Below are 15,497 nucleotides of genomic sequence, written 5' to 3'. Positions count from 1 at the left end.
TGAGAAAGTGTCCCCCTGCCGTGGGAAAGCCACCTCCTCTAAAACTCGCAAGACATGTTTAAACGTGGAATTTAAAACTGATCTTCATGATAAAAAAGCTGTTCTGATCATTGCGCATCCAAGACACGAGCTGCGTGTATTCAATTGGTTAACACAAGCTCATCCAAGCGTATTAATTCTAACCGACGGCTCGGGACGTTCCAGCCAATCTCGCCTAAAAGAAACCAAGCGAATTCTAGATGAAACAGAAGCTAAACCAGGTGCGATTTTTGGCGCATATACAGACAAGTATATTTATGAGGCAATATTAAACCGTAGAACAGATGTGTTTATCCAAATGGCAGAATTAATTTCAGACGTTTTGTCGCAAGAACCCAATGCATACGTAGTTGGCGATGCAGCAGAAGGGTACAACCCCGCCCATGATGTGTGTCGGTTAGTCATTAACACGGCAATTCAATTAATTTATATTCGTACCAATAAAATGATTCCTTCTTATGATTTTGTGCTTACCGGACCGCCAGATACATTCTCTACCGAAACGTTGAACGTTGAACGTTCAATTTTACTGACACTCGATGACGACATGTTTGAACGAAAGTTACAATTATTAAAAAGTTACGAAGGCTTAGAAATCGATGTTGTAGAAACATTTAGTCAATGTCCACCTGACGCATTTCGTAAAGAACTGTTACGGTGGACTGACAACAACATTACAGATGGGCTACCCGACGAAATGCCTTATTATGAGAAACATGGAGAACAACGCGTTGCTGAAGGGAAATATCATTTTGTACTTCGCCGCAACGAGCATATGCTTTCGATTGCCGCCGATTTGCGCGATTATCTTGAACAAGTGAAATTGCATACTCAATGAAAATTCTAATAACAAATAATACGCTCGATGAACGCGCGGGATCAGAGCTGTATGCAAGAGATGTTGCAATATCGCTTCTCAAACGCGGGCATACCGTAATTGCGTATAGCCCGCGTCTAGGAAAAGTTGCAGAAGAATTGCGTGCCGCGACTGTAGCAGTGGTAGATGATCTTGACCGTATATCAACACCCCCAGATTTAATTCATGGACAGCATCATCTTGAGACGATGACGGCATTAAATAAATTTCCCGGCGTACCCGCTGTATATTTTTGCCATGGATGGTTGCCCTGGGAAGAAATGCCTCCGTTGCATCCAAGAATTCTTCGCTACATTGCAGTAGATGATACATGCCGCGACCGTCTTATCCTTGAACACGCAATTCCAGAAAATAAAGTGCACGTCATACTTAACTTTGTTGACTTGACTAAATTCCTACCTAGAAGCCCACTGCCTAAAAAACCGAAGAATGCCTTGTTATTTGGTAATTACACACAAGATAATTTATTTTACAAAAACATTCAGGACGCATGCACGCAGTTAAATATTAATTTAGATACGGCCGGAACCGGCATGCGCAACTCAACTGCAGCTCCACATGAATTATTGAAGAACTATGATATTGTATTCGCTAAAGCTAAATGTGCGTTGGAGGCAATGGCAGTGGGGACTGCTGTTATTCTCCACAACAATGATCGTCTTGGCCCACTCGTCACCTTAAAAAAACTTGACGCTCTCCGCCGACTCAATTTTGGAATTCGTACTTTCAACGAACTTGTTTCTGCTGAAGCCGTAATTACACGGCTTGCTCAATATGATGCAGAAGATGCGGCAAAAACATCTTCACGATTACGATCACTTGTCGACTGCGAATCAACTGTCGATGAAATTTTAAATGTATATTCAGAAATTTTAATTGAGCATCAACAAGAATACAGCTTCAATCCAAATGCCGAAGGACAGGCGAACGCAAAGTATATACGGGGCTTGTCGGAGTCAAAAAACATGACATTAGCTCCCCGGTGGCTAAATGCACAAGCTACAGCACTACAAACCGAAAATAATGCATTGCGCGCCGAAAATAATGCTTGGAAAAATTCCGTACTGTTTAGATTGAAAGAAAAAATATTAAAAATTCCAGGGTCTCGAAAAATAGTCTCCAGTCTTGTACGCTTTTTTTCAGATAGAAACAAAAAATAATATTTCCTGGTTAGTCAAAATCCATAACCAAACATTCTCAGGCACCAGATGGAAGTGGCTCAGTTCGTTGAGCACCGTCATGTCGAACGGCGTGGTGATGGCCTCTTCTCCTTGTAGTGCGCACGTAGATATTGTCGTGGTTGATGCGATGGCAGGTCAGGTGATGGAACAGGTAAGTTGTCGCTTAGGGCGATGACTGTAAATAGGCGAGGCAAAAAACTTGGTGATTTTATGACGATTTGTGAGGAAACGGTTGTGGTGTGGGAGTGCGTGTTTGTTGATGCGGGTGTGTCGTCAAGAAAATAAGTTGCTTTTACTATTGTTTTTCTTTCTTGGAATCACAGCGAAAGTTTATTTATTATTTGTTGCAGCGATTTTTTATTTTCCTGATTGTTTGTTTTTTAAAGCTCTCGAAAAATTATGGTTTAATAATTGATTATCGAATAACGTTCAGTTCTTATTTCTCGATTAGAAATTTAACTATTCATATGTTCTGACATGTTTTTAAGTAATGCCATCTCATTTTATGCGTGTTAATAAAATGAAATTTGACATATTTAAAATAAATCCACTGGATCCACGTCAAGCGACCAACGCACTGATTTTTGCAGTGGGCAGTTGGCTTAATTGTTCGATAAGTTTTTTAAGATGTGTTGTAAATGGTTACGTTGTTGCGCTTGCAGTAATAGCGCGCGATAACGGCCAGCGCGTTTTTTCATCGTTCGCGATCAACCTCCAGAAGTGCTTCCTGTATCTCGCGAATTCGAGCGAATTTTGGATCGCATACACAGCGTCTTGATCGGACGAAGCGCCTCTACAAAGGTGGCTTGGGGATATCACCAGCAGGTGACGTCGTTTCGCACAGAGCGTGCGTGCGAGGAGTCGGTACGGCGACCGACCTGCGCTGTCGCTATCTGCCGCTACGCCGCGCGCTTGGATAGTTGCGTGGCTGGGCCGTTGCTCCTGGAGAAGAAGCGACGCTGGATCAGTTTCACAACTTCCACGACGGCGAGGGGTAGGAGCGCGCAACCGGCCACGACGCCCCAATCTTTCACATCAAGTGGAACGGTGTGAAGAATGGCGCTCAAGAACGGAACGTAAACCGCCGCGAGCTGCAGGAGAACGCACAGCGCCACGGCTCCCCACAGCCAGCCGTTCTTGAAGAGACGTGCGTCGAATGTCGAGCGCGTCTCTGAGCGTGAGCTAAAGACGTGAACCACCTGGGCGAACGCAAGCGTCATGAAGGTCACCGTGATCGCGTGCTTCAGCCCCTCTCCTTCCGCACCGTGCATGCGCATGCCGAGGAAGAACGCCAGCAACGTGACCGCGGCGAGCAGTGACCCCTGCCAGCCGATCATGACCAAAAGCCGCGCCGGCAGGAGAGGGGCCTTCGGATCGTGCGGAGGCCGGCTCATCATGCCGGGCGCCGACGGCTCAAGGGCCAACGCGAGCGCAGGGAAGATGTCAGTGATCATGTTCAGCCACAGGATCTGAAGTGCGCCGAGCGGCAGCGGCCAGCCAACCATCAGAGCGATGAACACGGTGAGGATCTCGGCCAAATTGCACGAGAAGAGGTAGCGGATGAACCGGAGGATGTTCGCATAGATAATCCTTCCCTGTTCGACCGCGCCGACAATCGTGGCGAAGTTGTCGTCGACGATGACCATGTCCGCCGTTTCTTTGGCGACCTCGGTCCCTTTGATGCCCATGGCGACGCCGATATCGGCCTTTTTCAAGGCCGGAGCGTCGTTCACACCGTCGCCGGTCATGGCCACAATCTGCCCCTGCGCCTGCAGCGCTTCGACAATCTGAAGCTTGTGCTTGGGCGACACGCGGGCAAAGACTGCAGCGCCCTGCACGGTTTTCTGCCATCCCGCGGCGTCGAGATTGTTCAGCTCACGTGCGTGCACAATTCGAAGTGGCTGGCCGTTCAAATCGCGGTCGATGCCGAGCTGACGGGCGATCTCGGCCGCGGTGATCTGCTGGTCGCCGGTGATCATTACCGAACGAATGCCCGCTGCGCGACACGTGGCGATCGCGGCTTTCGCTTCCTCGCGCAGTGGATCGGTCATGCCGACGAGACCGACAAAGGTTAGCTGTTTCGTAGCGTCAGCGTCATGCTCGCTCTGGCCTTCGGGCATGTCTCGATAGGCCAAGGCGAGTACGCGTAGTGCGGCCCCCGCGAGGTCCTGATTCATCGTATCCCAGCGGGCGCGATCGTCAGCGGTAAGGGGCGTCACGCCGTTGGCACCAACCTGGGACGAGCTCGCCTCGAGTAACGTGGACGGCGCCCCTTTCACAAAGGTGATCAGCCGGCCTTCAGGCGTCCGGTGCACGGTGGCCATACGCTTCGTAGCGCTGTCGAATGGCTGCTCGCTGAGGCGGGGGAACTCGGCTTCGAGCGCATCCTCTTTCATGCCCGCCTTTTCGGCCGCCACGATCAACGCCGCCTCGGTAGGGTCGCCAAGCACCGTGTCCTTGCCATCGGCGTGAGCGACTTTCGCGTCGTTGCACAAGACGCCGACGCGTAGCGCAAGCGTGAGGTGTGCATCAGCATGCGGGTCAACCGGTTGATGGTTTTCTTGAAACTCACCCACCGACGAGTAGCCGGTGCCGGTCACGTCGATCCGTCTCCTATCCAGTACGAACACCGACACCGTCATCTCATTGCGAGTCAGCGTCCCCGTTTTATCGGTGCAGATGACCGTCGTGGAGCCGAGCGTTTCGACCGCGGGCAGCCGCCGAATCAGGGCGCCCATGCGCGCCATGCGCTGCATCCCGAGCGCAAGCGTCATCGTGGAAACGGCGGGGAGCCCCTCGGGCACCGCGGCGATCGCGAGCGAGATGCCCACTTCAAGCATGTAAAGGAAGCCATGACCGCGAAGCCAACCAGCAAAAATAATGATCGCGCACAGCACCAGCACGATCACAAGCAACAGCCGACCGAGGCGGTCCAATTTCCTCTCGAGAGGCGAGTCGTTGTTCTTCGCTTCGTCGATAAGGACCCCGATCTTTCCCATCTCGGTCGCGACACCGGTGCCCGTAACGAGAAGATGGCCGCGACCATTTATGATAGTCGTACCCATGAACGCTAGGTTGAGCCGGTCCGCGAGAGGTGCCTTCGCGTCCGCGATCGGCTCGGTCGACTTGGTGACCGCCTTCGACTCCCCGGTGAGCGCGGCTTCCTCGATCTTTAGTTGCGCACTCTCAATGATTCGCCCATCCGCGGGGACACGTGCGCCCGCTTCAAGGACGACCAAATCCCCGGGCACCAGTGCGGCGGCGGGGAGCTCACGTTCCGCGCCGTCGCGGACTACGCGAGCGATCTGCACCGCCTGCTTCTGAAGAGCCGTCAGCGTTTGCTCAGCTTTCCATTCCGTGAGGAAGCCGATCGTCGCGTTCAGCACGACGACCACCAGGATTGCACCCGCTTCGAGATGCTCGCTCATGGCGAAGGCAATCCCGGCGGCCACAAAGAGCAGCAACACAAGGAAACTCTTGAACTGGTTGAAAAGGATGGCGAAGACAGTCCGTCCCCGTGTCTGCTCCAGCTGATTGGCGCCGAACCGCTCGAGGCGCTGTGCTGCCTCGGCATTCGTCAAACCACGTATTCCGTCGGTTCGCAAATGCTGTGCAGCTACATCAACGGCCAGCGTGTGCCACGTCTCTGCCGGAGTGTCGGTGCCGGATATCTCGATTTTGTTCTTTGTCGACATTGGGACTTTTTGGCGAACAGCGCTAGCGATGCTCGCCGCGCCGCCCCACCGTGCTCTCGAGCGCGCTCTTTATCTTATCTGCCGCACCGGCGACTGCCTGGGCCGGGGTCAACGCCTGGCAGGTCACGGCAATAGGCTGCCGCCCCTCGAGGCGGGCTTCCATTATGCACCGTTTGTCGTTATGACTATTCTTGTCGCCATTTTCGTCACTGAGATGTACTTCCACGCGTGTGATGTGAGTTTTGAAGTGGCTTAGAGACTTGGTGATCGTAGCCTCTACTTGGGCCACGAGTTCCTCGTGTCCTTCAATATTTTTGTCGGTATTGACTTGAATTTGCATGAGTCTGATTCCTTTGTTGAATGGGTTCAGTATCGATAGATTGCAGCCACGCCCGTACGTGTGGGCATTCTCGCCGCCGGGATGACCAAGACGTCGCCACCCATTCTGCTAACCAGTTCGCCCAAGTCATCGAGCACATCATCGACTCGTGGATTGTTCAGCGCGTCGCCGACAACCTTCCCGGTCCCCTCGTCTAGGTGAGCAGCGATCTGACAATCAGCCGCGATGAATAATGTGGCGACGCGCCCTGAGGCGGCGGCTGCCGTGATCTCCGGCAGTTTGTCGCTGCCGCGCCCCGTCGCTGTGGCTTGCTCGAAGTCGTTTATCAGTTTTGCGAGCCGCGCCTCGTACTGCGGCTCGATGACCTGCCAAGCGAGCGTGCGCAGGGCATCGTTCTTCACGGCATCAGGATTGACCTTGATCCCCTCAGTTAGCAGAAATGGGTTCTGACTGACGCTGTGGAAACGATGGTGATGTTCCGGTAGCGCGGCTAGGATCAGCGGCAGACCTGTGGCGCGCGAGTGGTGCTCCAGCACCGCCCGGTCAATCGAGCGGAAGAATCGGTCGGCGTCGATGTCCACTTCGTCGCTCTTTCCGCCGTGGCCGTGGTGCATCGCGTTGCTCGACCCACCAACTCCTCCGTAGGATGCGACCGTCTGGTGCGGCTCGGTAAGCTCCGAACCGAGCGCGTCGGTGATTGTGCGAGGTACCCCGGCGGCCAGCTCGATCTCTTCAAGAGCGTCACGATCTCCTTCAAAAAGACGAATCTTGTCTCGGCTTAACCCGAGGACTTGATAGCGGTCGACCGACTGAAGGAACTGCCACAACGGCTTGATGTGAAAGCTGTCGGCCACGACAGCCAGCTCGGCGACAGCGCGCGGCAGGCGGAACACCCGAAAAAGGCCCGGTGTGCCCAGCACCGCTAGTCCGTCGAGCGTGTGGTTCCAGAAGTCATTGTCGGATGCGAGTGCTTCGAATGGCTTTAGAAGCAATTGAGCCTCCATTGAGGGATAGGCCTGTAGAAGCGATGTTTCTAACTCCTTGACGAGGTTACGAAACCGGATCGGGTCCTGCTGATTCTCTGGGTACCGTCGGTGCGTCGGTTGGTACAGTGACAAACACGGTGCCGATTGAGGGGCCACGAGCTCGGTGAGCGATTCTTTCGTGAGTGAGGTCAGGGATGTCGAGTCATTCATGGTCTGTGTCCTTGCTAGGTTGTTGTGATTGCTGGCTTTGGGGTTCTGGTTCCGTGCTGAGCGCCCGACGATGCTCGTCGTGCGGGCGTCTGTCCAACCGAGAGAAAGACCAACTCCGAAGGACGTTTTTTCCCCTGGTCGTTTTCATGTTGACTCCGCAGGCACGGTCTTGAGCGCCGAGCGCACCGGTGCCAGGCGCGCGTCTATTTTCGATCGTTCATGGAGGGATTCAACGGTGCGTCCAGCAAGTTCAGCGATTAACTCTACCTGCTCGCGCAGCGCCCGCCGTCGGTCCGGGCGATTCGTCAAACTTTCTATTGTTTGAAGAGCTCCAAGCATTCGCGATATGACGGCGACATTGCCACTCGCGCTGCTGCGGATCTGGTCAAACGCTTCGCTCAGCAAGCTCTCGAAACTTGGTCCCTTGGCGATCACTCGCAGTTCCCCGTCATCGTAACGATGAGTTGAAGGTATCTGTCGAGTCGCAAGCCGCGAGAGAATCGCCGTCAAATAATCCACGCACGTTATGGCGGTGGTGACGTCGTTGACGCCCGGCGAGAGTGCTTTCAACGCGACATCGACGAGTTGCCGGATACCGAAGGCAGCGTCCTGCTCCACGGTACGGTAGCTGTAGATACTGAAAGCCGCCTGCAAGTCTGCAATCGTTGCTCGATTCGGTGGACCTGCGAGAGCGACGGACACGAGCGCCGTTTCTTCGACCGCGAACTCGCCGATGGCGTGCTCCATGCGAACGATTGTTGCTTGCTCACGGGCTACCTGCAGGAGCGCTTCGTAATCCACACTCTGGATGTAACCGCTCTCCGTGACCGTAATAGGGTGCCATTCTCGCTCCGACGACGTCTGTTGCGGCGGAGCGTCGACGTCTTCGCCCGGCTCCTGCCCGAGTTGCTGGGGAAAAAGTTTATCAATGACGCTAATGGTCTCTTTGGCTACGGACGAAATGATGGCAGACGCTTGGATCGAGGAGGCGATGTGATGGATGAAGAAGATGAGAACGCCAACGCTGACGATTGCGAGTACTACCCCCATGAACACCGCGAGATTCGGGACAAACGCGCCCTCATCGCCACTGCGAATGGCGCGAATGACGATCAAGCAGTAGACAAAGTTACCAGCGAATATGCCAAGAATGGCCTGCGTAGTCCGACTATTTATGAAGTTCCGCAATATGCGTGATGTGTATTGGCTCGAAGCCAGTGCCAGCGCCACCAAGACCACGGAGAATGTGACGCCAATCACCGACATCATCGAACTAGCGATGGTGGACATTAGCGCTTGCGCGCCCGTCGCTCCGGCTCCAAACAGGCGTGGCCACTGCGCCAGGAATTGATCGCTCGTCATAGAGTCTGCTTCGATCATGACTACCGCAAAGACCATGCACATCACGACAATCATTGACGGCAAGAACCAGAAGCTCGACCACAAATGGTTCCAGACGCGTCGAGGGCTATTCATCACTCGCGCCATTTCCAGTTGCGTATTTCCGGCAAGTCCTCACCGTATTTATTGATGTAATGCCGGTGCTCGATCAATTTATCCTTGAGCTGTTGCTTTAAATAAATCCCTTTCTCACCGGTCTGTGGCAGACGGTCGATGGCGTCCATCACCAGATGAAAGCGATCCAGATCGTTTAGCACGGTCATATCAAAGGGCGTAGTGATGGTGCCTTCTTCCTTGTAACCACGAACGTGAATATTGTTGTGATTAGTACGGCGGTAAGTTAGTCGGTGGATCAACCACGGGTAAGCGTGATAAGCGAAGATGACCGGTTTGTCTTTAGTAAACAGTTCGTCAAAATCCACATCACTCAAGCCGTGCGGATGTTCACTTGCGGGTTGAAGTTTCATCAAATCGACGACGTTGACTACGCGAATTTTAAGTTCGGGTAGATGCTCATGCAGAATAGAAACAGCCGCAAGTGTTTCTAATGTGGGCACGTCTCCACAACAAGCCATCACCACATCCGGCGCACTATCGTGATTATTACTGGCCCATTGCCAGATGCCGATGCCCGCACTGCAATGCTTGACGGCGGCATCCATGCTCAGCCATTGCGGCGCCGGGTGTTTACCCGCGATCACCACGTTGACATAGTGGCGACTGCGCAGGCAGTGGTCCATGACCGAAAGCAGGCAGTTCGCATCCGGCGGCAGGTAAACCCGTACTACCTCGGGTTTCTTGTTCACCACATGGTCAATAAAACCAGGATCTTGATGAGTAAAGCCGTTGTGATCCTGGCGCCACACATGCGAAGCCAGCAGGTAGTTCAGCGAAGCGATCTTGCGGCGCCAGGGCAGATGGTTTGTGACCTTCAGCCATTTGGCATGCTGGTTGAACATTGAATCGATGATATGGATGAAAGCTTCATAGCAGTTAAAAAGTCCATGGCGGCCGGTAAGCAGATAGCCTTCGAGCCAACCTTCGCATTGGTGTTCGCTGAGCATTGAATCCAGCACTTGTCCGTCCGGGGCGAGGAATTCGTCATTCGGCATGGTTGCGGTATCCCACTGGCGCGCGGTCTGTTCGAACAAGGCTCCGAGTCCGTTGGAAAGCGTTTCGTCCGGACCGAAGACGCGGAAATTCCGCTGCTCCTGATTCAATTTAGCGACATCGCGCAAGAATGGACCGAGCACACGCGTATCGCCACCACCACGCGTTCCAGGCACGGGTACGCTTTGGGCATAGTCGCGGAAATCTGGCATGCGCAGGTCACATAGCAAGATGCCGCCATTGGCGTGCGGATTCGCGCCCATCCGCCGATCACCGGTGGGCGCCAGTTCAGCTAATTCTGTATTCAAGCATCCAAGTTCATTAAAGAGTTCGTGAGGCCGGTAACTCTTCATCCAATCTTCCAATAATTGGAGATGTTCAGGATGCACTCGAGGATGAAGTGGCACTTGATGCGCACGAAATGTATCTTCAATTTGTTGTCCATCAACCATTTTTGGACCGGTCCAACCTTTGGGAGATTTGAGAACGATCATCGGCCAGCGTGGACGAATGCATTCGCCATGAACGCGCGCATCCTGTTGAATTTTTTTAATTTGCTCCACCACTGTATCCAGCGCCGCCGCCATTGCCTCATGCATCAGCTCTGGTTCATGTCCCTCGACATAGTGCGGAATCCAGCCGTAGCCTCGGAGCAGTTGGTCCAATTCTTCGTGGGTGATGCGCGCTAGCAGCGCCGGGTTGGCAATCTTGTAGCCATTAAGATGCAGAATCGGTAATACCGCACCATCCGTTGCTGGATTGAGAAATTTATTTGAGTGCCATGCTGTCGCTAATGGACCGGTTTCCGCTTCGCCATCACCTACAACACAAGCCACCACAAGATCCGGATTGTCAAACACCGCACCAAAGGAATGGCTCAGTGAATAACCCAGTTCACCGCCTTCGTGAATTGAGCCAGGGCATTCAGGCGAAACATGGCTGGGAATACCACCTGGAAAAGAAAATTGTAGAAAAAGTTTTTGTAATCCCGCTTCATCCTGGCTGATATCGGGATAAATTTCGCTGTAAGTACCTTCGAGATAAGTGTTTGCTACGATGGCTGGACCACCATGGCCCGGACCGGATACATAAATCATATTAAGATCATATTTTTTGATAACGCGGTTCAAGTGCACATAAACAAAGTTTTGTCCCGGGGTTGTACCCCAATGCCCCAACAACATCCGCTTCACATCCTCCATCACCAACGCTCGCTTGAGCAGCGGATTGGCGTAGAGAAAAATCTGGCCGACAGATAAGTAGTTTGCTGCACGCCAATAAGCATCAATTTTACGCAGCAATTCAGCAGACAGTGTTTTTGAATAAGGTTTCATTTTTCTTGCTTCATCTATATACATTTAAATACCAATATCGAGAACACGACAAACAGATTGCGCAATCATCAGTTCTTCGTTGGTTTTAATAACGCGAACTGTCACACGACTATCGTTTGTTGAAATAACGTGCGCATTCAGTGCATTGAGCGACTCGTTTAATTCGATGCCAAAAAACTTAAGACCGTCACAGATACGCGTGCGAATCCGAGATGCGTTTTCACCAATGCCGCCAGTAAAAACCAAGGTATCGAGTCCACCAAGAACTGCCATATAAGCGCCAAGCATTTTCTTAGCGTGATAACAAAATAGGGCTATCGCTTCTGCCGCACGCATGTCCTGTTTCTCCTGAGCAAGCAACTCATTCATATCGGCGCTGATTTCGGATATACCGAGTAATCCTGATTCATGGTTTATCATGTGATCATATTGTGATGCGGTCATCTGTTCGTTACCCACCAGAAAGGCGGCCAATCCTGGATCGATGTCACCAGAACGAGTACTCATCATCAATCCGGCAGCGGGCGTAAGTCCCATGCTGGTATCGACGCTGCGACCATCAAGAATGGCTGTCATGCTGGCACCATTTCCCAAATGAGCGAGTATGACGCGCCCCTTCGCTGTACCAAGACCTTCAAGCTCCTGCATTACATAGGCGCAGGACAAACCATGAAAACCATAGCGATAGATGCCTTGCTTCTCATAACGTCGAGGAATGGGAAATAGTTTTGCGACTCTCGGCATCTCATGATGAAAAGCCGTATCAAAACAGGCGACTTGTGCCAAATCTGGAAACTGATAATTAAAAGCCTCTATCAAGGCTATTTCATGCGGCAAATGTTCGGGAGCCAAGGAACTAAGCTGATGCAACTCTTCAATGAGCTCGGATGTGATGCGTTGTGCTTGATCATACTTCTGTCCACCATGCACCACGCGATGGCCCACTGCGATTAAGGTATCCGGTTCAATTCGCAGCTGAATCCAATCCATCAGCAAACTTGTAGCAACTTTGTGATCCGCTATTACCAGCGAGCGCGAGAGATTATTTTTTTCTTCCAAACTTTTTATAGTGAAACTACCCTGTAAAAAACCAATGCCTTCAATCTTTCCTTCAAGTACATGCACCAAAGATTCTTTTGAAGAAAACAATGCAAACTTGATGCTCGATGAGCCGCTGTTGATTATTAAAATTGTCTGCATAGCACTCATTAAATTTTCCAACTTCACAGTGAGTTCATAAGGGATTTCATAAGGGATTTCATATTAAGACTCAGCTGACACTAATGCGTTATCAACGATAGTTTGAGCTTCATCCAGAATGCGCTTGAGATGATCAACTCCCACAAAACTCTCGGCGTAAATCTTGTAGAGATTTTCGGTGCCGGATGGTCGTGCAGCAAACCAACCGTGTTCGGTTTCCACTTTTAACCCACCGATGTCGGCATCGTTACCGGGTGCGCGCGTGATAATCGCGCAAATTTTTTCACCAGCCAACAGCGTCGATTTCACTTGCTGCCGTGATAATTTCGCCAGCTTTTCTTTCTGCCTCGGTGTCGCGGCAGTTTGTACTCTGTCGGCAAAAGGCTCACCGAGGTCGCGCGTTAAATCGCGATAAATTTGCGCAGGATCGCGCCCTGTGCGGGCGATAATTTCCGCCGATAATAACGCGGGTATCAAGCCGTCTTTGTCAGTACTCCAAGCCGTGCCGTCGCGACGCAGAAAAGATGCACCTGCACTTTCTTCACCGGCAAAGCCCAATGAACCATCAAGCAGACCTGCAGCAAACCATTTAAAACCAACCGGCACTTCGTATAATTTTCTTTGCAGCTTCGCGCTCACGCGGTCGATCATCTGACTGCTTACCACGGTTTTACCAATCGCCGCGTTCGCACTCCATTTGGGTCGATTTTGAAATAAATAATCGCTAGCTACCGCTAAATAATGATTGGGTGGCATTAACCCAGCGCTGTGCGTAACAATGCCGTGGCGGTCGTGATCGGTATCACAGGCAAATGCGATATCGAAACGATCTTTCAACGCGATCAAACTTTGCATCGCATAAGGCGATGATGGATCCATGCGAATCTGTCCATCCCAATCGACCGTTATAAAACGAAAAGTCGCATCGACAACAGAATTAACGACCGTAAGATCGAGTTTGTAATGCGCCGCAATCGCGGGCCAATAATTCACACCGGCGCCGCCGAGTGGATCGACACCCATGCGAATTTTCGCGGCGCGAATGGCTGTCATGTCGATAACATTTTCTAAGTCATTGACGTACGTATTAAGAAAATCGTGCGTGTGCGTAGTCGCTGCGCGTAATGCTTTCTCAAAAGACATGCGCTGCACATCGCGCAATTTATTTTCCAGCAGCACGTTAGCCTGCTGTTCGATCCAGCGCGTGATACTCGTATCCGCCGGTCCACCATTGGATGAGTTGTATTTAAAGCCGCCGTTGTCGGGCGGATTATGTGAAGGCGTAATCACAATGCCATCGGCCAAGCCACGCGTGCGGCCACGGTTATAGCAAAGAATCGCGTGTGAAATAGCGGGCGTCGGCGTGTATTCGCCCACCGTTGCCATCATCACTTCAACACCATTGGCGGCGAGCACTTCCATCGCACTGGCAAACGCCGGTTCCGATAATGCGTGCGTATCGATGCCGATAAACAACGGACCATTGATGCCTTCTTTTTTGCGATACAAGCAAATCGCCTGACTGATCGCGAGCACATGCGCTTCGTTGAAACTTTTGTTGAACGACGAGCCGCGATGACCTGAAGTGCCAAATGCAACACGCTGTTGCGCAATAGCAGGATCAGGTACTTCGTTGTAATAGGCCGTGACAAGTTTGGCGACATTGACGAGCATTTCAGTTGGTGCTGATTTTCCAGCTAACGGACTGATGATCATCGCTGCATCGGTTTGATTCATTGTGTTACTCCAATGCGCGCTGTTTACTTGAACGCATGTTGATTGTGTCAACTTCACTTATATTGCTTGGTCGTCTAGATAGGGAAAATTGATCGTATTAATTCGCAATAAACACTGGCGCAAATCCACCACCATTCGTTCTAAAATTAGTTGTTTGTCCTTGATAAAGACGTGCGGCGAGCAATTGGATTTCACCTTCATAAACATACGCACGAATATCCATTTTTAATGCTGTCTCTTGTCCATCAACAAACACACCACGCTCACTGGGCAGCACCACGCGTTGCGCCACATACTCGCCGCTTATTATTTCGTCCCATACGCGTTTTGTAAGTTTGTCGCCGCGATAGGTTGCGCGACTACCAAAACCCGTTGTCGGTTTAAAAAATAGGTGTTTTCGCTCAGCCCATAATTGTTCGGCATTCAGGCTACTTACCATGCGTGTTATTGGAACAGCTGTTGTGACGATATTAATATCTGCTTCGCTAACACCTAATTTCTTTAATGTGTCTGCATTGCTTAGCAAAGCAAGGTTGCGTTTGTTTGCATAGAGTGTGTGATGATGCGGATTAGGAGTAACGACTACCGAGCCATTCAAATAAGCTGCGCGTAACGCAGATGAATTTTTGTGACGCAACGAAAAATCAGTTAGTCGATTGTAGACCAAATCAATTTTATCTCCGTTCACACTGAGGATATTGTTTTCAAAGATGAGTTGTTGTGGATCAACAATGACGGCCTCTATACCATGACGCTCAAATAAGCGTTTTGCCATTCTAAATTCGGGATAAAGAAATTGTTGTTGAGGGTTTTCATCGACAATGGCAACGCGCACCAAAGGTAAATCAATATTTTGATAACGCCATTCGTTTAAAAACATTGCGATAAATTGATCATCAATAGCGACTTTTGCTAGCGGCAATAACGATTCTGCTTCGCGACAGCATTCAGTTTGCGCACTTAAGAGGGCTGCATTTAAAAATGCGCCACCCGCATTGGTGTTGATTTCAATGATCTGAGGACCAGTGTCGGATAAATGAAAATCATAGCCCATAAATACGCCAGAATTCCCCGCATTTAATATTGCCGCATCATCCGCAGCAACTAATGCCATTTCTTGAAACTCTGTTAATTGAACGATACGTTCAATGGCGTGTACAACTTCTTGTATTTGAGCTAGTTGAGTTGGCGAAATAAAAACCGTGGTGTTGGAAAAAAGTTGTGGCTGCGTTTGCAATACGGCCTGAGTTAAATCATCGGCTTTTAATATTGAATCGAGTTGTTCACGATTAAGTGTTTTGCAAAAGCAACCAAGATTTAATTTTTCAGCAGATGAATTTCCTGCTGCTCCGCACATAGAAGATTTGCACGGAGTTGATTTCCCCTG

General features: G+C 50.9%; 10 protein-coding genes. 2 read left to right on the top strand and 8 right to left on the bottom strand.

Annotated elements, in window-relative coordinates:
• The first annotated feature begins 64 nt into the window (after positions 1–64).
• Positions 65–877, top strand: a complete 813-nt coding sequence (locus H0W44_02395; protein MBA3581282.1) for a hypothetical protein — start codon at positions 65–67, stop codon at positions 875–877.
• Positions 874–2,076 (top strand): glycosyltransferase family 4 protein, encoded by a 1,203-nt coding sequence (locus H0W44_02390; protein ID MBA3581281.1) that lies wholly within the window; start codon positions 874–876, stop codon positions 2,074–2,076. The genes H0W44_02395 and H0W44_02390 overlap by 4 nt, the downstream gene beginning before the upstream one ends.
• Before the next feature lie 920 nt (positions 2,077–2,996).
• Here H0W44_02390 and H0W44_02385 read toward each other — a convergent pair.
• The 8 genes from H0W44_02385 to H0W44_02350 form a co-directional block, all read right to left on the bottom strand.
• Complete coding sequence (locus H0W44_02385) at positions 2,997–5,792, bottom strand: HAD-IC family P-type ATPase (protein ID MBA3581280.1); 2,796 nt, start codon at positions 5,790–5,792, stop codon at positions 2,997–2,999.
• A 22-nt stretch (positions 5,793–5,814) separates the two neighbouring features.
• A complete protein-coding gene (locus tag H0W44_02380) occupies positions 5,815–6,132 on the bottom strand; it encodes an HPF/RaiA family ribosome-associated protein (GenBank protein MBA3581279.1) in 318 nt (105 codons plus the stop codon).
• A gap of 26 nt (positions 6,133–6,158) precedes the next feature.
• Positions 6,159–7,328 carry a hypothetical protein gene (locus H0W44_02375; GenBank protein MBA3581278.1) on the bottom strand — a complete coding sequence of 390 codons (1,170 nt, stop codon included), beginning with the start codon at positions 7,326–7,328 and terminating at the stop codon, positions 6,159–6,161.
• A 144-nt stretch (positions 7,329–7,472) separates the two neighbouring features.
• Positions 7,473–8,804, bottom strand: a complete 1,332-nt coding sequence (locus H0W44_02370; GenBank protein ID MBA3581277.1) for a DUF2254 domain-containing protein — start codon at positions 8,802–8,804, stop codon at positions 7,473–7,475.
• Positions 8,804–11,173: a phosphoketolase family protein gene (locus H0W44_02365; protein MBA3581276.1), complete on the bottom strand. Its 2,370-nt coding sequence runs from the start codon at positions 11,171–11,173 to the stop codon at positions 8,804–8,806. Before H0W44_02365 ends, H0W44_02370 begins: the two co-directional genes overlap by 1 nt.
• A gap of 24 nt (positions 11,174–11,197) precedes the next feature.
• Positions 11,198–12,382, bottom strand: coding sequence for an acetate/propionate family kinase (locus H0W44_02360; protein ID MBA3581275.1), 1,185 nt, complete (start codon positions 12,380–12,382; stop codon positions 11,198–11,200).
• 54 nt (positions 12,383–12,436) lie between these two features.
• Positions 12,437–14,089 carry an alpha-D-glucose phosphate-specific phosphoglucomutase gene (locus tag H0W44_02355; GenBank protein MBA3581274.1) on the bottom strand — a complete coding sequence of 551 codons (1,653 nt, stop codon included), beginning with the start codon at positions 14,087–14,089 and terminating at the stop codon, positions 12,437–12,439.
• Positions 14,090–14,207: 118 nt separating this feature from the next.
• Positions 14,208–15,467 carry a hypothetical protein gene (locus H0W44_02350; GenBank protein ID MBA3581273.1) on the bottom strand — a complete coding sequence of 420 codons (1,260 nt, stop codon included), beginning with the start codon at positions 15,465–15,467 and terminating at the stop codon, positions 14,208–14,210.
• Positions 15,468–15,497: the final 30 nt, after the last annotated feature.

It is taken from the genome of Gammaproteobacteria bacterium, assembly GCA_013817245.1.
Taxonomy (GTDB): Bacteria; Pseudomonadota; Gammaproteobacteria; order HTCC5015; family HTCC5015; genus JACDDA01.
Note: the sequence above shows the minus strand (reverse complement) of the source record. Positions and strands in the feature narration are given on the sequence as shown.